The following is a 21,194-nucleotide window of genomic DNA, read 5'->3' on the forward strand; positions in this document are numbered from 1 at the left end:
CTGCTGAGCCCGCCGCCCGTCACCCCTGCTCGGACGCCGTGGACGAGGCCGGCGACGTGGCGTCGTCCCCGGTGAACACCGACACCGCCGCCTTCGCCGCCGCCTCGACCAGTGAGATGCCCGTCGCCTGGTCGGCGTTGCCGTTCGACAGCACGGCGACCAGGTAGTGGTCGCCGCCCGCCGTGACGCGCCCGATGCTGTTGACGTCCCAGAGGCCGGTCGTGCTGCGGGCCAGCCAGCCGTTCTTCAGCGCCCACGCGGAGCCGTCGGCCGCCGCGGAGACACCCCAGTCCTGGTCCGGCTCGATGGCCTTCATCAGCCCCTGGACATACGCCCGCGAGGCCTCGCTCAGCTTCGAGTCCTCCCCGAACACCTGCTGGAGCAGAACGAGTTGGTCCGCCGCGGTGGTCTGGGTCAGCCCCCACAGCTCGCCGTCGCCGCCCGTGGTGTCCGTGAGCCCGAACCGCTTGTTCGCCGCGTCGAGCCCGTCCGCCGTCCCGACGGCGTGCCACAGGGCTGTCGCGGAGTCGTTGTCGCTGTTCGCGATCATCTTCGTGGCGTACGCCTTCTCCGTCGCCGTGAGATGCCGGCCCGCGTCCTGGGCCTGCAACAGCAGCGTCGCCAGGATGTCGACCTTGACGATGCTCGCCGTGTCGAAGAGGGCGTCGCCGTACGAGGCGCTCGCACCGGAGTCCAGGTCCAGCACGGCCGTCGACACCTTCGCGGCCGCGGGCACGCCGACCGTCTTCATGGCCTTCGTCAGCCGCGCCTCGCGGTCCGCCGACGGCTCCGCCACGGGTTCCACCGATGCCTCCCCGCTCGCCGAGGCCGAGGAGGAGGGCGACGGCGACGCCGCCGAGGATACGGGGCCGGGTTGCGCCCGCGCCTTCACATACACGGTCCCCGCGGCCGTGCCGCCGACCACGGCGACGGCGGCGAGCGCGGTGTAGAGGAGCGGACGGCGCCGGGACGGGCGGGCGCGCCGGCGTCGGCCGGCTCTGGAGGACTCCATGCCCGCGATGCTCGGGGCGGGGACTGTGCGCCGGGTTAGACGGAAGTGAGAACCGCGTCAGGGAACACTGAGATTCCTGTGAAAGCCGTGACCGCGGGGTTTCAGGGGCCGCACAAGCCCAGCAGCTTCCCCCCTATAGGGTCGGTGACCGTGGCGAACAAGAACATTCCCGACCCCGGCTTCTCCGACGACGACGGCTCCGCCGACCCCCGGCTGAGCGCCGCGCTGGCCGCGTGGGCCGAGGACCGCGGCGCCGTCGGACCCGTCCTGGAGGCACTCAAGGGCGCGCGGCTGCTGGTTCCGGTGGTGGCGGTACTGGGCGAGGTCGAGGAGGACGAGAACGGGCTGCGCCGCGAGAAGACCAGCGACATGGCCGTGCCGACCTTGAAGGCCGGTTCCCGCACCGCCCTGCCCGCCTTCACCTCCACCGACTCGCTGGCCCGCTGGGACGCGGGGGCCCGGCCCGTCGCCGTACCCCTGCACCAGGCTCTCCAGGCCGCCGCGCACGAGAAGGCGGACACGATCGTGCTGGACATGTCCGGTCCGGTGCCCTTCGAGCTGACGGGCCCCGCGCTGCTCGCGCTGGCCGAGGGCCGTACGACGACCGACCCGCTGGCCGACCCGGCCGTCGTCGAGGCCGTGCGCACCGCCGTCGCCGCCGAACCCGCCGTACTCCGCGCCCACCTCGGCCCCGGCCGGGCGGACGGCACCCTCGCGCTGGTGCTCGACCCGGCCGCCGCCCCCGACGAGGCCGCACGCGCGGTCGCCCGGCGCCTGGCCGCCGACGACACACTCAGGGCCCGCCTGGTGCGCGGTCTCGACCTGGCACTGCTGCCGGCCGGGACGACGCCTCCGGGCGAGCCCTTGTTCGTACGCGGGTGAACGTACGCGCTCGTACGCGGATGAACCCGCGCGAGCCGGACTAGCGGTAGACCGGGCCGGTGTACTTCTCGCCGGGGCCCTGGCCCGGCTCGTCCGGGACGAGCGACGCCTCGCGGAACGCCAGCTGCAACGACTTCAGGCCGTCGCGCAGCGGCGCCGCGTGGAACGAGCTGATCTCGGTGGTGCTCGCGTCCAGCAGACCGGCGAGGGCGGTCACCAGCTTGCGGGCCTCGTCCAGGTCCTTGTACTTGTCGCCCTCCTCGGTCAGGCCCAGCTTCACGGCGGCGGCGCTCATCAGGTTGACGGCGACCGTCACGATCACCTCGACCGCGGGAACCTCGGCGATGTCGCGGGTCATCTCGTCGAAGTCGGGCTGCTCGGCGGGGCCGGAGGGGGAGGTCTCACTCATGCCCACACGATAAGCGGTCGCGTGCGGCGCCTTCCCGATTAGCCCTTCCCCATGGTTGCTGCTAACCTTGTGTAACGACCGGCTGGACATCACCGTGTCCGGCCCACAAGTGGAGGCTCCGATCTCCCACCTGACCGCCCTCCGGGACGGCAGGTCACCCCGGTCAGGCGGCCACCATCGTTCCGTACGGACGATGGAGTCGCCCGAAAGTGCGCCCCGCGTTCACCGCGACGGTGCTCCGGTAGTCATTGGAGCCCCGCCTGTGATCGTCCGGGGCATTTTTTGTGCTTCGGCGCGGTTAGGTCTTAACGCTAAAGACGTTACGCGGCTGTCCGCCAGACCGCCGTGTGGTGCTACCGAGGAGGATCCATCAGCGCCGAGCCCCGCATCAACGACCGGATTCGCGTTCCCGAGGTGCGACTTGTCGGTCCCAGTGGCGAGCAGGTGGGCATCGTCCCCCTGGCCAAGGCACTGGAGCTTGCGCAGGAGTACGACCTGGACCTGGTCGAGGTCGCGGCGAACGCCCGTCCGCCCGTGTGCAAGCTCATGGACTACGGGAAGTTCAAGTACGAGTCGGCCATGAAGGCCCGTGAGGCGCGCAAGAACCAGGCGCACACGGTCATCAAGGAGATGAAGCTCCGGCCGAAGATCGACCCGCACGACTATGACACCAAGAAGGGTCACGTCGTCCGGTTCCTCAAGCAGGGCGACAAGGTCAAGATCACGATCATGTTCCGTGGTCGCGAGCAGTCCCGGCCCGAGCTGGGCTACCGACTGCTGCAGCGTCTCGCGGAGGACGTCCAGGACCTCGGTTTCGTCGAGTCGAACCCGAAGCAGGACGGCCGAAACATGATCATGGTTCTCGGTCCGCACAAGAAGAAGACCGAGGCGATGGCCGAGGCCAGGCAGGCGCAGGAAGCCCGCAAGGCGGAAGCGAAGGCCAACCCCGGTCGGTCGCAGAACCCTGCCGAGGCGGAGGCCGAGGCCGAGGTCGAGGCGCCGTCCGAGGTCGAGGCGCCGTCCGAGGCACCTGCCGAGGCGTGATCCCGGGGGACGCGAGTCCCCAGGACGTAACCGATACAAGAACGACGCTCCACCGTGCCCGGTTTTCGCGACCGGGCATCGGAGCGCCACCGACGAGGAGAGAACGGCGCTATGCCGAAGAACAAGTCGCACAGCGGTGCCAGCAAGCGCTTCAAGGTCACCGGCTCCGGCAAGGTGCTCCGTGAGCGCGCCGGCAAGCGCCACCTGCTCGAGCACAAGTCGTCCCGCGTGACGCGTCGCCTCACCGGCAACGCCGAGATGGCCCCGGGCGACGCCGCGAAGATCAAGAAGCTTCTCGGCAAGTGACGTGGCGGCGCCGACCGAGCGCCGTACGTCTGGACCGGGACCCAATCGTTTCCGGGTCGTGTGAGTACCCCCACGGCCCCGCTACAAGGAGTTAACAAGTGGCACGCGTCAAGCGGGCAGTCAACGCCCACAAGAAGCGCCGGGCGATCCTCGAGCAGGCTTCCGGCTACCGCGGTCAGCGTTCGCGTCTGTACCGCAAGGCCAAGGAGCAGGTCACCCACTCGCTGGTCTACAACTACAACGACCGCAAGAAGCGCAAGGGTGACTTCCGTCAGCTGTGGATCCAGCGCATCAACGCCGCTGCCCGCGCCAACGGCATCACGTACAACCGCTTCATCCAGGGTCTGAAGGCCGCGAACGTCGAGGTCGACCGCAAGATCCTGGCCGAGCTGGCCGTCAACGACGCGAACGCGTTCGCCGCGCTCGTCGAGGTCGCGCAGAAGGCGCTGCCGTCGGACGTCAACGCGCCGAAGGCCGCGTGACGCTGCGCTGGCCTCAGCCAACGTGACTACAGGACCCGCAGGCTACGAGCCTGCGGGTCCTGCGCTTGCGGCAAGCCGCGCCGCCGCTGCGGGCAGTCGTGCCGCTGGGGCGGCACGGGTGGGCGCAGCGGCACCCGGCCAGCGCCGGTGAGCGTCCCTCTGCGGTGACCTCGACCCGCTGCGCGTCGCAACGCCGGGTTCGGCACCGCCGAAAACCGCCGTCGTGGCCGAGCGCCGTCGCGGCGGCGAAGAGGCGCCGCAGCGAACCGGCACCGACCAGCACTCGTGAACATCCGAAGGTGAACCCATGCCCCCCGCCACCCCCGAGCTGATCTCACCCCGTTCCGCACGTGTGGCTGCCGCGCGGCGGCTCGGCAAGCGGAACTTCCGGGGGAAGGACCGGCTGTTCCTCACGGAGGGGCCGCAGGCCGTCAGGGAGGCTGCCGGGCATCACGTGGACGGCACGCCCACGCTGGTCGAGCTGTTCGCCACGGTCGAGGCCGCGGAACGGTACGCCGACATCGTCGGAGCGGCCCGGGACGTCGGGGCCCGTGTGCACCTCGCCGCCGAGGACGTCATCGCCGACATCTCCACCACCGTCACCCCACAGGGGCTGGTCGGGGTCTGCCGGTTCCTGGACACGTCCTTCGAGGACGTCCTCGCAGCCCGGCCCAAGCTCGTCGCCGTGCTCGCCCATGTACGGGACCCGGGCAACGCCGGGACCGTACTCCGGTGTGCCGACGCGGCCGGCGCCGAGGCCGTGATCCTCACCGACGCCTCCGTCGACCTGTACAACCCGAAGGCCGTCCGCGCCTCCGTGGGCTCGCTGTTCCACCTGCCCGTCGCCGTGGGCGTGCCCGTCGAGCAGGCCGTGGCGGGACTGAAGAGCGCCGGTGTCCGCATCCTCGCCGCGGACGGCGCCGGTGACCGCGATCTCGACGACGAACTCGACAAGGGCACCATGGGCGGCCCCACCGCATGGGTGTTCGGAAACGAGGCCTGGGGGCTCCCGGAGGAGACCCGCGCGCTCGCGGACGCCGTCGTGCGCGTCCCGATCCACGGAAAGGCCGAGAGTCTGAACCTCGCCACCGCCGCCGCCGTATGTCTCTACGCGTCAGCCCGTGCGCAGCGCGCCTCCGGAGGGTGCCGCTCCGTCACCCACAGCTAGTAGGGTGACCAGCTCGGGGCCCTGCGCCGTCTGAGAGGTGGGGTACGGGGATGAGTGTCGTCGGCACCAGCACGGCGCCGGAAGGGCGGGACGTGCGACGCACACCCGCGTCCCGGCACGCCGACCTCACCGAGCTCGGCATCGACCCGGACGACCTGCCCGACGGTCTCGTCGTCGCCGACGAGGACGGCCGGGTCATCTGCTTCAACGCCGCCGCCGAGCGCATCACCGCGGTCCGCGCCGCCGACGCCCTCGGACAGCGTCTGGAGAAGGCCCTGCCCTTAGAGGACCTGGAGGGACGGCGCTGGTGGCAGCTCACCGACCCCTACGGCGGGCTCGCCATCCGGGTCCGGCAGCCCGAGCGCAACCTCCTGCTCCCCGGCGTCCGGGAGGTCCTCGTCTCCGTCCGCTACGTGCGCGCCGAACCCACCGGACCCGTCCGCCGCGTCGTCGTCACCCTCCGCGACACCGAGGCCCGCCGCCGCACCGAACGCAGTCACGCCGAGCTGATCGCCACCGTCGCCCACGAGCTGCGCTCCCCGCTCACCTCCGTCAAGGGCTTCACCGCCACCCTGCTCGCCAAGTGGGAGCGGTTCACGGACGACCAGAAGCGGCTGATGCTGGAGACCGTCGACGCGGACGCCGACCGGGTCACCCGGCTCATCGCCGAGCTGCTCGACATCTCGCGCATCGACTCGGGGCGCCTGGAGGTCCGCCGCCAGCTCGTGGACATAGGCGCCGCCGTCGGGCGGCACATCCAGGCCTACGTAGCCGCCGGACAGCCCGCCGACCGCTTCCTGCTCCGCATCGAGCAGCCGCTGCCCGCCCTCTGGGCCGACCCCGACAAGGTCGACCAGGTGCTCAGCAACCTCATCGAAAATGCGGTGCGGCACGGCGAGGGAACCGTCACCATTGACGTGACGCCCTCGGCATCCCCGCGCGAGGGCGAGGACGGCGAGAACGCAGCCACGTCGGTCACGGTGAGCGACGAAGGGCCCGGCATCCCGGAGGAGTCCATGAACCGCGTCTTCACCCGCTTCTGGCGGGGCAGCAAGCGCGGCGGCACCGGCCTCGGGCTCTACATCGTCAAGGGCATCGTCGAGGCCCACGGCGGCACTATCACGGTCGGCCGCGCCCCCGGCGGCGGCGCCGAGTTCCGATTTACGTTGCCCGTGGGCGCCCCGGCGTATCTCGCCTGAGCCGCCCGCGGGCGCATCCGCGTTCCCCGACCCCGTTAGACTCGGCCATTGGCACCTTTGTGTCCAAAACCAGAGACGGATCGTCCAGGTCCGGGTCGAAGACGGGGCACACCAGCCAGCCAATCGGAAGCACGGGAAGAGATGTCGGCACCGAATAAGTCGTACGACCCTGTAGAGGTCGAGGCGTTGAAACCGGAAGAGATCGAGCGCATGCGGGACGAGGCGCTCGCCGCCTTCGCCGCCGCGGACTCCCTCGACGCGCTCCACGAGGCCAAGGTCGCCCACACCGGCCCCGCCTCCCCGCTGGCCCTCGCCAACCGCGAGATCGGCGCCCTGCCCCCGCACGCCAAGGCCGACGCCGGCAAGCGCGTCGGCATGGCCCGCGGCGCCGTCAACAAGGCGCTCGCCGGCCGCCAGGCCGAGCTGGAGGCCGAGCGGGATGCCCGCGTGCTGGTCGAGGAGGCGGTCGACGTCACGCTGCCCCACGACCGCGTCCCGGCCGGCGCCCGCCACCCGCTCACCACCCTGTCGGAGCGGATCGAGGACATCTTCGTGGCCATGGGCTACGAGGTCGCCGAGGGCCCGCAGGTCGAGGCCGAGTGGTTCAACTTCGACGCCCTCAACATCGGCCCGGACCACCCGGCGCGCGGGGAGGCCGACACGTTCTTCGTGCAGGGCCCTGACGGCGGCACCGAGTCCGGCGTCGTGCTGCGCACCCACACCTCGCCGGTCCAGATCCGCTCCCTGCTGGGGCGCGAACTGCCGGTCTACGTGATCTGCCCCGGCCGCGTCTACCGCACCGACGAGCTGGACGCCACGCACACGCCCGTCTTCCACCAGGTCGAGCTGCTCGCCGTCGACGAGGGCCTGACCATGGCCGACCTCAAGGGCACCCTGGACCACATGGTCCAGTCGCTGTTCGGCGAGGGCATGAAGACCCGGCTGCGGCCGAACTTCTTCCCGTTCACCGAGCCGAGCGCCGAGATGGACATGCTCTGCTACGTCTGCAAGGGCGAGTCCGTCGGCAACCCCGACCGGCCCTGCCGCACCTGCTCCAGCGAAGGCTGGATCGAGCTGGGCGGCTGCGGCATGGTCAACCCGCGGGTGCTCACCGCCTGCGGCGTCGACCCGGAGAAGTACAGCGGCTTCGCCTTCGGATTCGGCATCGAGCGGATGCTGATGTTCCGCCACAACGTCGAGGACATGCGAGACATGGTCGAGGGTGACGTCCGGTTCACCCGGCCGTTCGGGATGGAGATCTGATGCGGGTCCCGCTTTCTTGGCTGCGGGAGTACGTCGACCTGCCGGCGACTCTGACCGGGCGCGACGTCCAGGCCAAGCTCATTTCGGCCGGTCTCGAGGTGGAGACCGTCGAGCAGCTCGGCGCCGACCTCAAGGGGCCGCTGGTCGTCGGCCAGGTGCTGACCATCGAGGAGCTTGAGGGCTTCAAGAAGCCGATCCGCTTCTGCACCGTCGACGTCGGCCGGGCCAACGGGACCGGCGAGCCCCAGGAGATCGTCTGCGGCGCCCGCAACTTCGCGGTCGGCGACAAGGTCGTCGTGGTCCTGCCGGGTGCCACCCTGCCCGGCGGCTTCTCCATCGCCGCCCGCAAGACGTACGGCAAGACCTCCCACGGCATGATCTGCTCCAGCGACGAGCTGGGCATGGGCGACGACGGCAACCACGGCATCATCGTGCTGCCCCCGGAGACCGAGGTCGGCAAGGACGCCATCGAGCTGCTTGAGCTGGTCGACGAGGTCCTCGACATCGCCGTCACCGCCAACCGCGGCGACTGCCTGTCCATCCGCGGCGTCGCCCGCGAGACCGCCATCGCCTACGGCCTGCCGCTGCGCGACCCGGCGCTCATCGACGTACCCGGCCCGAACGCCTTCGGCTACCCGGTCCAGGTCTCCGACCCGTACGGCTGCGACCGCTTCACCGCCCGCACCGTCACCGGCCTGAGCCCCGAGGCGCGCTCCCCGATCTGGCTCCAGCGCCGGCTCCAGAAGGTCGGCATGCGCCCGATCTCGCTCGCCGTCGACGTCACCAACTACGTGATGATGGAGCTGGGCCAGCCCCTGCACGCCTACGACCGGCAGCTGGTCCAGGGCACGATCGGGGTGCGCCGGGCCGAGGAGGGCGAGAAGCTCGTCACCCTCGACGGCGTCGAGCGCAAGCTGCACGCCGAGGACCTGGTCATCACCGACGAGCGCGGTCCGATCGGCCTGGCCGGAGTCATGGGCGGCGCCAACACGGAGATCGCCGACCACGGCGACCTCGACAACGCCTCGACCGACGTGGTCATCGAGGCGGCCCACTTCGACGCCGTCGCGATCGCGCGTACGGCCCGCCGCCACAAGCTGCTGTCGGAGGCGTCCCGTCGCTTCGAGCGCGGCGTCGACCCGCAGGCCGCCGCTGCCGCCGCCCAGCGCACGGTGGACCTGCTGGTGCTGCTCGCGGGCGGTACCGCCGAGGCGGGCGTCACCGAGGTCATCGCGCCGTCCGCGCCGCACACCATCACCGTCCCGGCCAACCACCCGGACAAGGTCGCGGGCGTCGACTACGGCCGCGAGACGGTCGTACGCCGTCTCCAGGACGTCGGCTGCGACGTCTACGGGCAGGACGAGCTGATCGTCACCGTCCCGTCCTGGCGGCCCGACCTCGCCGAGCCCAACGACCTGGCCGAAGAAGTCATCCGGCTGGAGGGCTACGAGAACCTGCCCTCCACGCTGCCCAAGCCCCCCTCGGGCCGCGGCCTGACGCACCGCCAGCGGCTGCACCGCCGGGTCGGCCGGGCGCTGGCCGGCGTCGGCTACGTCGAGGCGCCGAACTACCCCTTCGTCGCCGAGCAGACCTTCGACCAGCTCGGACTGGAGGCCGACGACCCGGCCCGCCGCGTCGTCAAGCTGGTCAACCCGCTCAGCGACGAGGAGCCCGCGCTCCGCACGACGCTGCTGCCGGGCCTGCTGGCCGCGCTGCGGCGCAACGCCGGCCGGGGTTCGCACGACCTGGCGCTGTTCGAGACGGGCCTGGTCTTCCACCCGCGTGAGGAGCAGCGCGTCGCCGGGCACCTGCCCGTCGACCGGCGCCCCACCGACGAGGAGCTCGCACGGCTCGACGCCGCGCTGCCCGACCAGCCGCGGCACGTGGCCGTCGTCCTCGCCGGGGCCCGCGAGCAGGCCGGCTGGTGGGGCAAGGGCCGTCCCGCCGACTGGGCCGACGCCGTCGAGGCAGCCCGCGCCGTCGCCCGCGAGGCCGGTGCCGAGCTGATCGTCCGCAACGGCCAGTACGGTCCGTGGCACCCGGGCCGCTGCGCCGAACTCGCGGTCGTGGTGGACGGCACCGAACGGGTCGTGGGCCACGCGGGTGAGCTGCACCCGCGCGTGCTGAAGGCTCTCGGCCTGCCCGAGCGCAGCTCCGCCATGGAGATCGACCTGGACGCCCTGGAGACGGTCGGCGACGGCACCCCGCAGGCGCCGCGCATTTCCACTTTCCCGGTCGCCACGCAGGACGTCGCCCTGGTGGTCGACCGGCCCGTGCCGCACGCGGACGTCGAGGCCGCGCTGCGCGAGGGCGCCGGTGAACTCCTCGAGTCCATCCGCCTGTTCGACGTCTACGAGAACGCCGAGCAGCTGGGCGAGGGCAAGAAGTCCCTGGCGTACGCGCTGCGGTTCCGCGCGGGGGACCGGACGCTGACCGTGGACGAGGCCTCCGCCGCCCGCGACGCGGCGGTCGCTCTCGCGGGCGAGCGCACGGGAGCGGCGCTGCGGAGCTAGCTGTGAGGCGCCCCCTCGCGGGGCGCCTCACCTGCATAAATGCAGGAGTCCGCTGAGTGCTCACTCATTCGGGTGAGAACTCCGGGTGATCCGGCCCTCCCGGGCCATGACGTCGACAGAATCGGACCGGCCTCTCGGGGCCGGTCCGATCTGCTCCGTCAGGGCCTGCATGGGGGACTATCGGCATGATCCGCATCAAGGCACGCGCACCCACCCGTCAGGGGTACGTACGCCGGTCCGACCGCCGGCCGCTGCGCCGCGCGCTGGCGCTGGCCCTGCCCACGGGGTGGGGGGCCCTGGCGATCGGCTACAAACTGACCTGCCCGACCGCCCAGCAGGACGGGCTCGGTGCCCGGATCGCCACCAGCGCCGTGTTCTTCGCGGTCGGCACCGGCCTGGTCGTCCACGTCCGCCGGACGCTCCTGCGCGAGCTCAGGCAGGCCCGCCGGGTCGCGGGCGCCGCGCAGAGCGTGCTGCTGCGGCCGCCTCCGCCGCGCGTGGACGGCCTGAGCGTCGCCGCCGCGCAGCTCTCCGCCGACCGCGGGGCGGCCATGGGCGGCGACCTCTACGAGGCGGTGGCCACCGAACACGGCGTACGCGTGGTCATGGGCGACGTGCGCGGCCACGGCCTGTCCGCCATCGGCACCGTCGCCGCCGTCCTCGGCAGCTTCCGCGAGGCCGTCCACGACGAGCCCGCCCTCGACCAGGTCCTGCGGCGCCTGGACCGCGCCCTGGCCCGCCACCTCCGCGAGCGGGCCCGGAGCGAACATCCCTCGAGCGGCCTGGAGCCGGACCCACCCGTCGCCGAGGAGTTCGTCACCGTACTGCTCCTGGAAATCAGTCACGACGGCGAGATCCACGCCCTGAACTGCGGCCATCCATGGCCGTACCTGCTCAGCGGTGTCCGGGTCGAGCCCCTCGTGCGAGCGGATCCCCTCCCGCCGCTCGGCCCCTTCCCGCTCCCGTCCGACCTGCCCGCCCTGCCCTGCGGCCGTCTGCTCCCGGGCGGGACCCTGGTCCTGTTCACCGACGGCGCGGAGGACGCCCGCGACGCGCGGGGCCGGTTCTTCTCCCTGCCGACGGTGCTGGCGGAAGCCGCGGGCGGTCACTCCGTGACGCCGCAGACGATCCTGCGCAAGGTCTTCACCGCCCTGCTCCGCCACACGAACGGCACCCCGGCGGACGACGTCGCCCTGCTCGTACTGCGCAACGACCGCCACCCCCGTCCCTGGACCGCGGGTGCCGACGCCAACGGCCAGGCCACCGCTTTTCGAGGGGGAGCCGGCGGCCCGGCCGGCCTCTTGCGAGGCAGTTAAGTCAACCGGCCGGACACGCTGAGCGACACCGCGCACACAGCCCGGATTCGCGCACTCCGTTCACACCCCGTGTGAAGGTGGACCCACTACCCTACGAAGGCGGCGCTCACCGAGCCACCCGGGGGGCCTTGATGCAGCCCAACACTCTGCTCGACGCGATCCTCGACGAGGCCGGGATCTCGCACGCCGGTCTCGCCGCCCACGTCAACCAGGCGGGCCGGGCGCGCGGTCTCGCGCTCCGGTACGAACACACCGCCGTCGCACGGTGGTTGAAGGGACAGCGGCCACGCGGCCAAGTACCCGACCTGATCTGCGAGGTGCTCGCCGCCCGGCTGCAACGGTCCGTCACCCTCGACGACATCGGCCTCGGCGTGCCCGGCGAACCGAGCGTCCCGCACGGCACCTCGCTCTCCGGCTTCGTCGAACGCGCCACCGCCCTGTGGCGCTCCGACGAACAGCAGCGCCCGCACATCCTCGGCGCCCCCGCGGTCACCGGCACGCCCGCCGTGATGCCGGTGTGGGAATGGGAGAACCCGCCGGAGGACGTGGACGTCTCCCGCGGCGGCCGGCACCGGGTCACCCCGGCCGACATCGAGATGCTGCGCGCCGCCCGCACCCATTACGAGCAGATGTACCGCAAGGCCGGTGGCATAGCGACCCGCTCCCGCATCGTCGGCTTCCTGAACGCCGAGACGGCCCCGCTGCTGCGCGGCAGCTACACCGATGCCACCGGCCGCCAACTGCACCGGACCACGGGAGGGTTGGTGGCGATCGCCGGTATCTGCGCGTACGACTCCGACGCGCACGGGCTCGCCCAGCGCTACTTCCACCAGGCGCTCAGGCTGGCGAAGGCCAGCGGCGACCGGGGGCTTGGCGCGTATGTGATCGCGCTGCTGGTCAACCAGGCGCTGTTCATGCGGGAGTACCGGCAGGCCGTCGCCTTCGCGGAGGCCGCGCTGCGTGCCGCCGGCCGGCACATCACCCCCGCCCTCGCCTCCGACCTGTACGCGATGCAGGCGAAGGCGTACGCCCACCTCGGCGACGGCACGAGCGCCCTGTCCTGCATCCGGCGGGCGGAGACGGCCGCCGAACGCATCCGGCGCGGGTACGAGCCCGACGAGACCGGCTATGTCCAGCCGGGCCTGGTCAACGTACAGGTGGCCGAGGCGCTGCTCAGCCTCGGGGAGCTCGCCGCCGCCCGGGAGCACGCGGCGGCGGCCGTGGACAACCCGGCCCACGACCGGGGCCGGGTGCACCGGCTCGCCATGCTGAGCACCATCGAAGTCCGGCAGGGCAACGCGGACAAGGCGGTGGCCACGGCCGTGCAGATGGCCGAGCAGGCCCGGGGCATGGAGTCCCAGCGACTGCGGGACAGACTGCGCGCGGTACGTGAACACCTCGTGCGCAGTGGCTGCGCGGGCACCGCCGAAGCCGCCGAACTCATCGACGGGGCACTGCGCGTACCGCTGTAGGTTCAGGAGACACGCTGCTGCGATATTGCCACTTACTCGGCGGAAGGTGGCAGAACCGTGCAGTGGACGAAACAGAACGAACAAACTGTGTACGCAAACCGCTGGTTCAGCGTCAATCTCGCAGATGTCGAGCTGCCGGACGGCCGGCACCTCGACCACTTCCTCATACGGCTGCGGCCGGTGGCCGTGGCCACGGTGGTCAACGAGGCCAACGAGGTACTCCTGCTGTGGCGCCACCGCTTCATCACGGACAGCTGGGGATGGGAACTGGCCGCGGGGGTGGTCGAGGACGGCGAGGACATCGCGCGCGCGGCCGCCAGGGAACTCGAGGAGGAGACCGGCTGGCGGCCGGGACCCCTGCACCACCTCATGAGCGTGGAGCCGTCCAACGGCCTCACGGACGCCCGGCACCACATCTACTGGGCCGACGAGGGCGAGTACGTCGGACATCCCGTGGACGACTTCGAGTCGGACCGCCGGGAATGGGTCCCCCTCAAGCTCGTCCCCGACATGGTCGCCCGGGGGGAGGTCCCGGCCGCCAACATGGCGGCCGCGTTACTACTGCTGCATCACCTCAGGCTCGCCGATGATTAGTGGGCCAGCGCCTGCCAGATCGTCACGACCAGGGCTCCCAGGGCCGTGAGTGCGGCAATCGAGGGCAGTGGCCAGCGGGCGTGTTCCAGCGAGATCATGCGGGTGTTCAGCTCGTCCAGTTCCTTCGCGGTCTCCTCGGTCCGGTGGCTGAGCAGGGCGAGCCCGCCCTCCACGCGGGCGTAGGCCACATCCAGGCGGCGACGTAACTCTGCGAGTTCTCCATGGACCACGGGATGCTCCTGATCGGCGGTCACGGATCCACTCCTTTCCGTAGTCGAACGTGGTGTTTCCGCATCCCTTGCATGCGCATGATGAGTGAACTCGCCTGGTGGGCGCGTGGGGAGCGTGTGCGACGGGCATATGCGTGCCCGGCGCGCACACGGGGAGTGAAACAGATGTGCCCGGCACCGAATCGAGTGCCGGGCACATCAGGGCGTCGCAGCTTGTAATCAGCCGTACGTGTAGAAGCCGGACGCCGTCTTGCGGCCCAGCCGGCCCGCCTCGACCATGCGCTGGAGCAGCGGGGGAGCGGCGTACAGCGGCTCCTTGTACTCGGCGTACATCGAATTGGCGATGGAGACGATGGTGTCCAGGCCGATCAGGTCGGCCAGCTTCAGCGGGCCCATCGGGTGGGCACAGCCCATCTCCATGCCGTTGTCGATGTCCTCGCGGCTCGCGATGCCCGACTCGAACATACGGATCGCGGACAGCAGATAGGGCACCAGCAGCGCGTTGACGACGAACCCGGAGCGGTCCTGGGCGCGGATGGAGTGCTTGCCGAGCACCTTCTCGGCGAAGAGCTGGGCCCGGCCGAGCGTCCCCTCGGAGGTGGTCAGCGCCGGGATCACCTCGACGAGCTGCTGCACCGGTGCCGGGTTGAAGAAGTGGATGCCGATGACGTGGTCGGGGCGCGAGGTGGCGACCGCCAGCTTCACCAGCGGGATGGAGGAGGTGTTGGAGGCGAGGATCGCGTCCGGCCGGGTCACCACCTGGTCGAGCACCTGGAAGATCTCGGTCTTCACCTGCTCGTTCTCGACGACGGCCTCGATCACCAGGTCCCGGTCGGCGAACTCGCCGAGGTCGGTGGTGAAGCTCAGCCGTGCCTGCGTGGAGTCCCGCTCCTCCTCGCTGATCTTGCCGCGCTCGGCGGCCTTGGTCAGGGAGTTGAACAGCCGGGTGCGGCCGATCTCCAGGGCCTCGCCGGTGGTCTCGGCGACCTTCACGTCCAGCCCGGCGCGGGCGCACACCTCGGCGATGCCCGCTCCCATCTGGCCGCAGCCCACCACCCCGACCCGCGCAATGTCTCCGGCGATGTCCGTCACGTCGTCCCCTTCGCTGCTCAACGGCTGAGGCAGGTGCTCCGGGTTCCGCTCCTGCTCCGATCGTGCACGTTACTCCCAAGTATCGATGATCGATCGTCCGGGTAGGGGCATCCTTGGGCGCGAGACGATCCGTGACGGAGCGGATCCGCAGCGTATGGGGGTATCTCCATGGGGTCCATGAGGCAGGTGTCACGGCGCGCGTTCGCGCTGGCGGCGCTGTCCACGCTGACGATGGCGCAGGGCGCGTCCGCGGCACCTCGCCGCCGTCACGCGGCCACCGAGATGCGGGGCGTGTGGCTGGCGACGGTCAGCAACCGCGACTGGCCCTCGCGCCCGGGCCTCACGGCGGCCGAACAGCGCACGGAGCTGATCGCCCACCTCGACCGGGCCGTCCGCGACCGCCTCAACACCGTGGTCTTCCAGGTGCGGGCCACCGCGGACGCCCTGTGGCCCTCGCCCTACGAGCCGTGGTCGCAGTACCTGACCGGCACGCAGGGGAAGGCGCCCGGCTGGGACCCGCTGGGCACCGCCGTCGCCGAGGCGCACGCGCGGGGGCTGGAACTGCACGCCTGGTTCAATCCGTACCGGATCGCGGGCCACACCGACCCGACGAAGCTCGCCACCTCGCACCCCGCCCGCCGGCACCCGGACTGGGTCGTGCCGTACGGCGGCAAGCTCTACTACAACCCGGGCCTGCCCGAGGTGCGTGCCTTCGTCGAGGACGCGATGCTCGACGCGGTCGCGAAGTACCCGGTCGACGCCGTCCACTTCGACGACTACTTCTATCCCTATCCGGTCGCCGGGCAGACCTTCGACGACGACGCCGCGTACGACGCGTACGGCGGTGACTTCGACAACCGTGCCGCCTGGCGCCGCGACAACATCGACCGGCTGGTGCGGGAGACCGCGGCCCGGATCAAGAAGGTGCGGCCCGGCACCCGGTTCGGGATCAGCCCGTTCGGGGTGTGGCGCAACGCCACGACCGACGAGCGGGGCTCGGACACCCGGGCGGGCGTGCAGACCTATGACGACCTGCACGCGGACACCCGCAAGTGGGTCCGCGAGCACTGGATCGACTACATCGTGCCGCAGCTGTACTGGAACATCGGCTTCGCCGCCGCCGACTACGCCAAGCTCGTCGCCTGGTGGGCGGACGTCGCCAAGGGCACGAAGACGCACCTCTACCTCGGCGAGGCGTTGTACAAGGCGGGTGCCGCGGGGCAGCCCTCGGCCTGGCAGGACCCGGTCGAGCTGTCCCGGCACCTGACTCTCGCCGCCGGGTACGCGAAGGTGCGCGGCCACGTCTTCTTCGCCGCGCAGGACATCGCGAAGGACCCGATCGGGGCGATGGCGCGGGTGGTCGCCGACCACTACCGGCAGCCGGCGACGCCACCGCGCTGAATCCCTACTGCTGTGTCTGGTGTTCCTGTTCCCGGTGCCGGACCTGGCAGTCCGGACCGGGGGACATCACGGCCTCGTGACCGTCCGGGAAGCGGACGCGGTACGGCGGGGTGCCCTCCGTACCCATCACCTCGACGACTACCGAAATCTGGTCGTGCTGGCCAACCACCCTGCCGTGCTGGACAAGCTGGTCGCCCACGGATGCGCGCATCTGCAGGTCCTCCTCACGATCGCGACCGTTGGGTGACGGCGATGCACACGAGCACGGCGGCGGCCGTCAGCGGGGCGGCCGCCGTCAGGTGCTCGCCCAGCAGCAGCACCGACCACACCAGTGTGAGCAGCGGCTGCGCCAACTGCAACTGGCTGGCCCGCGGTATCCCGATGGCCGCCATGCCCCGGTACCAGACGACCAGCCCGAGGAACTGCGAGCCCGCCGCCACCCACAGCAGCCCGGCCACGCCGTGCGCGGTCAGGTGCACCGGTTCGTACGTCAGCGCCAGCGCGGCGGCCGGGACGGTGAGCGGCAGGCAGAACACCAGCGCCCAGCCGATCACCTGCCAGCCCGGCATCACCCGGGCCAGCCGGCCGCCCTCGGTGTAGCCGGCCGCGCACACGAGCAGCGCGCCGGCCAGGTAGCCGTCGGCCGCCGTCAGCGCGCCGCCGCTCTGCTGCACGGTGAAGGCGAGGACCGCGCACGCGCCCGCGAGGGCCGCCGCCCAGAAGGTCCGGGAGGGCCGGGTGCCCATCCGCAGGGCGGAGAAGAGCGCGGTGGTCAGCGGGAGCAGGCCGACGACCACGGCGGCGTGCGCGGTGGTGGAGGTCTGGAGGGCGAGGGTGGTCAGCAGGGGGAAGCCGAGCACCACTCCGGCGGCGACGACGGCGAGCCCCGGCCAGTGCCGGCGCGCGGGCAAGGGGACGCGCAGGGTCAGGAGGCAGCAGCTCGCGATGGCCGCCGCGAGCACGCTCCGCACCGCCACCAGCGACCAGGGCCCGAACCCCTGAAGGCCCCAGGCGGTGGCCGGGAAGGTGAGGGAGAACGCGAGCACGCCGAGGGCGGCCTGGAGGGTGCCGCCGAGGCCGGGACGCCGCCGGCGAGTGGTGACCGCTATCGGGGGCGCGGCAGTAGCGCTACTCTGTACTCTCATGCAACAGCGTAGCAGCGTCACCGAGCTGGTCGATCAGCTGCGACGGGAACTCGACCGCTACTCTCCGGGTGGAAAGCTCCCGTCGAGCCGGGCCCTGGTCGAGCGGTACCGGGTGAGCCCGGTGACCGTCTCACGGGCGCTGGCGCAGCTGGTCGCCGAGGGCCTGGTCGTGACCCGCCCCGGCGCCGGCGCCTTCCGCACCCACTCGCGCGGTGCGCCCCCGGCCACGGGTGACACCTCCTGGCAGGAGGTCGCGCTCAGCGCCGACGGCGCCGCCGAACTCGTCCCGCGCACCGTCGACGCCTCGGGGGTCACGGTCTCGCTGGCCGCCCCGCCACCGGGCGTGCTGGAGTTCAGCGGTGGCTATCTGCACCCCTCGCTCCAGCCGGAGCGGGCGATGGCCGAGGCCCTGGCCCGCGCCGGGCGGCGCCCCGGCGCCTGGGGCCGGCCGCCGCTGGAGGGGCTGCCCGAACTGCGGGAGTGGTTCGCGCGCGGCATCGGCGGGGCCGTCACCGCCGCCGAGGTGCTGATCGCGGCGGGCGGTCAGTCCGCGCTGGCCACCGCGCTGCGCGCGCTCGCCCCGCCCGGCGCGCCGGTGCTCGTCGAGTCGCCCACCTACCCGGGCATGCTGGCCATCGCCCGCGCCGCCGGACTGCGCCCGGTGCCCGTACCGGTGGACCCCGACGGGGTGCGGCCGGAGCTGCTCGCCGACGCGTTCCGGGCGAGTGGCGCCCGGGTGTTCGTCTGCCAGCCCCTGTTCCAGAACCCCACCGGAGCCGTGCTCGCCCCCGGGCGGCGCGCCGAGGTGCTCGGCATCGCCCGGGAGGCGGGCGCCTTCGTGGTCGAGGACGACTTCGTACGTCGCCTGGTGCACGCGGACGCGGGCCCGCTGCCGCGCCCGCTGGCCGCCGACGACCCCGACGGCGTCGTCGTGCACGTGGGCTCGCTGACCAAGGTGACCTCGCCCAGCTTCCGGGTCTGCGCGCTGGCCGCCCGGGGGCCGGTGCTGGAACGCCTGCGCGCGATCCAGGTCGTCGACTCCTTCTTCGTGCCCCGCCCGTTGCAGGAGGCGGCCCTGGAACTCGTCGGCTCGCCCGCCTGGCCCCGCCATCTGCGGACCGTCGCGACCGAGCTGAAGGCCCGCCGGGACGCGATGACCACCGCCCTGCGCCGCGACCTGCCCGGACTCGCCCTGCCGCACATCCCCTCGGGCGGCTACCACCTCTGGCTCCGTCTCCCCGACGGCACCGAGGAGTCCGCCCTCATGTCCGCCGCCCTCCGCGCGGGCGTGGCGATCACCCCCGGCCGCCCGTACTTCAGCGCCGAGCCCCCGGCGGCCCACGTCCGGTTGAGCTTCGCGGCGGTCGCCGGGACCGGGGAGATCGCGGAGGGGGTACGGCGGCTGCGGACGGCGTGCGACGAGGTGCTGTAGAGCGGGACCGCGCTCCTGTGTCCCCGCTTCTGGGTCCCCTGGGGGGAATCCGTTCGACACCGGCGTTCCCGCCCTGCGAGTCTCGCGGCATGACCGACACACCCGCCCTCCCCGAAGGCTACGAGTTCTCCGCCGACTCCGAACGCGTCGACGTCGGCCGCGTCCACGGCTGGCTGTCCACCGACACGTACTGGGCGACGGACCGCCCCCGCGAGAAGCACGAGCGCGCGATGGCGGCCTCGCTGAACTTCGGGGTGTACGACACGGCATCGGGAGAGCAGGTGGCGTACGCGCGCGTGGTGACCGACGAGGCGCTGTTCGGCTGGCTCGCGGACGTGTACGTCGACCCGTCGGTGCGGGGCAAGGGCCTCGGGACGGCGATGGTCGGCGCCATCCGCGAGCACCTGCGGCCGTACGGGCTGCGCCGCCTCGTGCTCGCCACCGACGACGCCCACGGCGTCTACGAGAAGCTGGGGTTCCGGCCGCTGGACCGTCCGGACCAGTGGATGGTGCACGGCTTCGAGGCGGCACGCCCTCGGTAACTCCCGGGTAACGCCCTCTTGACCTGCTTACTCGAGCGGCTCACCATCACCGCATGCAACTTCGGGTCACGTTCGTCGCCGCAGCGCGCAGTGCCCCGCTGCTCGCCGAGCGCTTCGAGGACGACCGGCAGCTGGACCAGGCCGGCTGGGACGAGGTGCAGCGGGTCGCGAGGGAACTGCTGCCGCTCGCGGCGGCCGAGCTGCGCTACTGCTCGCCGACGCCGCGCAGCCGCGCCACCGGCGACGCCCTGGGGTACGCCCCGCTGGTGCAGCTCGCCCTGCGGGACTGCGACATGGGCCGCTGGCGCGGGCTCACCCTGGGCGAGGCGATGGCCCGGGAGCCGGCGGCGGTGGACGCATGGCTCGCCGACCCGCGCTCCACCCCGCACGGCGGCGAGTCACTGCTGGCCTTCATCTCCCGCGTCGGCGGCTGGCTGGACACCCGCCCCGTCGACGACGGCGGCCGCGTAGTCGCCGTCGCCGAGCCCGCGGTGATCCGCGCCGCCCTGGTCTACGCCCTGAAGGCGCCGCCCTCGACCTTCTGGAACATCGACGTCCGCCCCCTGTCCACCACCACCGTCACAGGCCACGCCGGCCGCTGGAACCTCCGCTTCGACCCCGCATCGGCCCAACGCACCCGCGCCTGAGCAGCGCCGAGCGCGAGGTCCCTCGGCGGGATCGCCCGCCTGCTCGGCGTAAGCGCGGCCCGTGGGCGAACCGCGGGTCCGTCGTGTCCGGCGCCGACCGCGGGAGTGTCCGCTCGACGACGTATCGGCGCAACACCCGCGCCTGAGCAGCGCCGCCCCCTGCCGGCCCCGGCCATGAGTCCGTACCGGCTCAGCGCACGCGCGTGTAGTCGGTGGTGAGGACGAGGTCCTTCGCGGGGCCGCCCACCCGCCACACGGTCCGCCAGTGGTCGGCGTCCCGGACGGTGAACTCGCCCCGGTAGAGGTCCGCCACGCAGGGATGGTCGGCCACGTAGCGTCCGGAGGTCAGGTCCAGCTCGTGGAAGGGCCGCCCGTCGGCGAACCGTACGTCCGCCGTGCCCGGCGCCGCGCCCGGGAGGAACCGCAGGGTGCGCTCGGCCGGCCGCGGGACGTCCTGCCAGGTGAAGGTGCCGGACTCCTGGTGCAGCAGGCCGCCGCCCTCCAGCGGGCCGAAGACGGTGGTCCCCCGGAACAGCCCCTCGTCCCCGCTCGCCAGATCCCGCACGGTGCGCTCCACCTGCCACCGCCCGGCCAGATGCTCCAGCACGTCCGCCACGGGCCAGAACTCGCCCATCGTCATCCCCGCTTCGGCCGGCGGTGCCACCCGTCCGGGGAATCGGCCGGCGCCTCGCGTTCGGCCTGGGCCCGGATCTCGTGGTGCGAGGCGTGACTCGTGGCGCGGAAGGCCTCCTCGTACGCGGCCAGGGCCGCACCCACGCCCGCCCCCGCGGACCCTCGCCGCCGGATCAGCCGGGCCAGGCAGGTGAAGAGACCCAGGACCACGGTGAGACCGGCGAGCAGGACCAGGTACGGCAACAGCGTCGCATCCATACCGTCGACGATACGTCCCGCCCCATTGACGCGCTCATGCCTCCTGCCTATCTTGCCGTTCGAAGTGCTGACCGCTGTCCGATATCCCGAACGATGCAATCTCTGCAACGTCTGCGACGTCACCGACGAGCGCATCGACCGCACCGACCCCAGA

23 protein-coding genes are annotated in these 21,194 nt (G+C 72.0%); 15 read left to right on the plus strand and 8 right to left on the minus strand.

The features are described from left to right. Positions 1-19: 19 nt before the first annotated feature. Positions 20-1,012, minus strand: a complete 993-nt coding sequence (locus tag ABZ915_RS20035; protein WP_361804452.1) for a serine hydrolase — start codon at positions 1,010-1,012, stop codon at positions 20-22. Positions 1,013-1,162: 150 nt separating this feature from the next. On the opposite strand from ABZ915_RS20035, the gene ABZ915_RS20040 reads away from it, so the two are divergent. Beyond that, complete coding sequence (locus ABZ915_RS20040) at positions 1,163-1,894, plus strand: SseB family protein (RefSeq protein WP_361804455.1); 732 nt, start codon at positions 1,163-1,165, stop codon at positions 1,892-1,894. A gap of 40 nt (positions 1,895-1,934) precedes the next feature. Here ABZ915_RS20040 and ABZ915_RS20045 read toward each other — a convergent pair whose 3' ends face one another. Then, on the minus strand, positions 1,935-2,303 hold the full coding sequence (locus ABZ915_RS20045) for a DUF1844 domain-containing protein (RefSeq protein ID WP_361804458.1): 369 nt from the start codon (positions 2,301-2,303) through the stop codon (positions 1,935-1,937). A gap of 345 nt (positions 2,304-2,648) precedes the next feature. Here ABZ915_RS20045 and infC point away from each other — a divergent pair, with 345 nt between their 5' ends. From infC to ABZ915_RS20095, 10 genes are all read left to right on the plus strand, one after another. Beyond that, positions 2,649-3,347, plus strand: coding sequence for a translation initiation factor IF-3 (gene infC / locus ABZ915_RS20050; RefSeq protein WP_361804461.1), 699 nt, complete (start codon positions 2,649-2,651; stop codon positions 3,345-3,347). 111 nt (positions 3,348-3,458) lie between these two features. After that, positions 3,459-3,653: a 50S ribosomal protein L35 gene (gene rpmI / locus ABZ915_RS20055; protein ID WP_004933563.1), complete on the plus strand. Its 195-nt coding sequence runs from the start codon at positions 3,459-3,461 to the stop codon at positions 3,651-3,653. Positions 3,654-3,751: 98 nt separating this feature from the next. Continuing rightward, the gene (gene rplT / locus ABZ915_RS20060) at positions 3,752-4,135 is read left to right on the plus strand and encodes a 50S ribosomal protein L20 (RefSeq protein WP_006141703.1); all 384 of its coding nucleotides are present in this window, start codon (positions 3,752-3,754) and stop codon (positions 4,133-4,135) included. Positions 4,136-4,442: 307 nt separating this feature from the next. Then, positions 4,443-5,303: an RNA methyltransferase gene (locus ABZ915_RS20065; RefSeq protein ID WP_361804463.1), complete on the plus strand. Its 861-nt coding sequence runs from the start codon at positions 4,443-4,445 to the stop codon at positions 5,301-5,303. A 50-nt stretch (positions 5,304-5,353) separates the two neighbouring features. Then, positions 5,354-6,502, plus strand: coding sequence for an ATP-binding protein (locus ABZ915_RS20070; RefSeq protein ID WP_361804466.1), 1,149 nt, complete (start codon positions 5,354-5,356; stop codon positions 6,500-6,502). Between the two features lie 141 nt (positions 6,503-6,643). Further along, the gene (gene pheS / locus ABZ915_RS20075) at positions 6,644-7,765 is read left to right on the plus strand and encodes a phenylalanine--tRNA ligase subunit alpha (RefSeq protein WP_361804469.1); all 1,122 of its coding nucleotides are present in this window, start codon (positions 6,644-6,646) and stop codon (positions 7,763-7,765) included. Continuing rightward, on the plus strand, positions 7,765-10,278 hold the full coding sequence (gene pheT, locus ABZ915_RS20080) for a phenylalanine--tRNA ligase subunit beta (protein ID WP_361804472.1): 2,514 nt from the start codon (positions 7,765-7,767) through the stop codon (positions 10,276-10,278). The genes pheS and pheT overlap by 1 nt, the downstream gene beginning before the upstream one ends. Before the next feature lie 185 nt (positions 10,279-10,463). Then, positions 10,464-11,594, plus strand: coding sequence for a PP2C family protein-serine/threonine phosphatase (locus ABZ915_RS20085; protein WP_361804475.1), 1,131 nt, complete (start codon positions 10,464-10,466; stop codon positions 11,592-11,594). Positions 11,595-11,725: 131 nt separating this feature from the next. After that, positions 11,726-13,066 (plus strand): transcriptional regulator, encoded by a 1,341-nt coding sequence (locus ABZ915_RS20090; RefSeq protein ID WP_361804477.1) that lies wholly within the window; start codon positions 11,726-11,728, stop codon positions 13,064-13,066. A gap of 57 nt (positions 13,067-13,123) precedes the next feature. Next, the gene (locus ABZ915_RS20095) at positions 13,124-13,660 is read left to right on the plus strand and encodes an NUDIX hydrolase (RefSeq protein ID WP_361804480.1); all 537 of its coding nucleotides are present in this window, start codon (positions 13,124-13,126) and stop codon (positions 13,658-13,660) included. Here ABZ915_RS20095 and ABZ915_RS20100 read toward each other — a convergent pair. Both ABZ915_RS20100 and ABZ915_RS20105 read right to left on the minus strand, forming a co-directional pair. Continuing rightward, entirely contained in the window at positions 13,657-13,914 is a 258-nt protein-coding gene (locus ABZ915_RS20100; RefSeq protein ID WP_361804483.1) for a hypothetical protein, read from the minus strand. The genes ABZ915_RS20095 and ABZ915_RS20100 overlap by 4 nt on opposite strands. A 195-nt stretch (positions 13,915-14,109) precedes the next feature. Beyond that, a complete protein-coding gene (locus tag ABZ915_RS20105) occupies positions 14,110-14,982 on the minus strand; it encodes a 3-hydroxybutyryl-CoA dehydrogenase (protein ID WP_361804486.1) in 873 nt (290 codons plus the stop codon). A gap of 177 nt (positions 14,983-15,159) precedes the next feature. Here ABZ915_RS20105 and ABZ915_RS20110 point away from each other — a divergent pair, with 177 nt between their 5' ends. Further along, positions 15,160-16,383, plus strand: a complete 1,224-nt coding sequence (locus ABZ915_RS20110) for a family 10 glycosylhydrolase (protein WP_361804489.1) — start codon at positions 15,160-15,162, stop codon at positions 16,381-16,383. A 4-nt stretch (positions 16,384-16,387) separates the two neighbouring features. Here ABZ915_RS20110 and ABZ915_RS20115 read toward each other — a convergent pair whose 3' ends face one another. Further along, on the minus strand, positions 16,388-16,594 hold the full coding sequence (locus ABZ915_RS20115; protein ID WP_361804492.1) for a DUF1918 domain-containing protein: 207 nt from the start codon (positions 16,592-16,594) through the stop codon (positions 16,388-16,390). Positions 16,595-16,607: 13 nt separating this feature from the next. Then, positions 16,608-17,528 carry a DMT family transporter gene (locus ABZ915_RS20120; protein WP_361804495.1) on the minus strand — a complete coding sequence of 307 codons (921 nt, stop codon included), beginning with the start codon at positions 17,526-17,528 and terminating at the stop codon, positions 16,608-16,610. Here ABZ915_RS20120 and ABZ915_RS20125 point away from each other — a divergent pair. The 3 genes from ABZ915_RS20125 (at position 17,527) to ABZ915_RS20135 (ending at position 20,149) form a co-directional block, all read left to right on the plus strand. After that, positions 17,527-18,960, plus strand: coding sequence for a PLP-dependent aminotransferase family protein (locus tag ABZ915_RS20125; protein ID WP_361804498.1), 1,434 nt, complete (start codon positions 17,527-17,529; stop codon positions 18,958-18,960). The two genes, ABZ915_RS20120 and ABZ915_RS20125, sit on opposite strands and share 2 nt — an antisense overlap. 89 nt (positions 18,961-19,049) lie before the next feature. Beyond that, positions 19,050-19,502, plus strand: a complete 453-nt coding sequence (locus ABZ915_RS20130; protein WP_361804501.1) for a GNAT family N-acetyltransferase — start codon at positions 19,050-19,052, stop codon at positions 19,500-19,502. Between the two features lie 53 nt (positions 19,503-19,555). Beyond that, on the plus strand, positions 19,556-20,149 hold the full coding sequence (locus ABZ915_RS20135; RefSeq protein WP_361804504.1) for a histidine phosphatase family protein: 594 nt from the start codon (positions 19,556-19,558) through the stop codon (positions 20,147-20,149). Positions 20,150-20,339: 190 nt separating this feature from the next. Here ABZ915_RS20135 and ABZ915_RS20140 read toward each other — a convergent pair whose 3' ends face one another. Further along, positions 20,340-20,783, minus strand: a complete 444-nt coding sequence (locus ABZ915_RS20140) for a DUF6314 family protein (protein WP_361805114.1) — start codon at positions 20,781-20,783, stop codon at positions 20,340-20,342. 2 nt (positions 20,784-20,785) lie between these two features. Then, positions 20,786-21,040: a hypothetical protein gene (locus ABZ915_RS20145; protein ID WP_361804507.1), complete on the minus strand. Its 255-nt coding sequence runs from the start codon at positions 21,038-21,040 to the stop codon at positions 20,786-20,788. Positions 21,041-21,194 lie beyond the last annotated feature (154 nt).

The sequence above is a fragment of the Streptomyces sp. NPDC046915 genome, assembly GCF_040644935.1.
Lineage (GTDB): Bacteria > Actinomycetota > Actinomycetes > Streptomycetales > Streptomycetaceae > Streptomyces.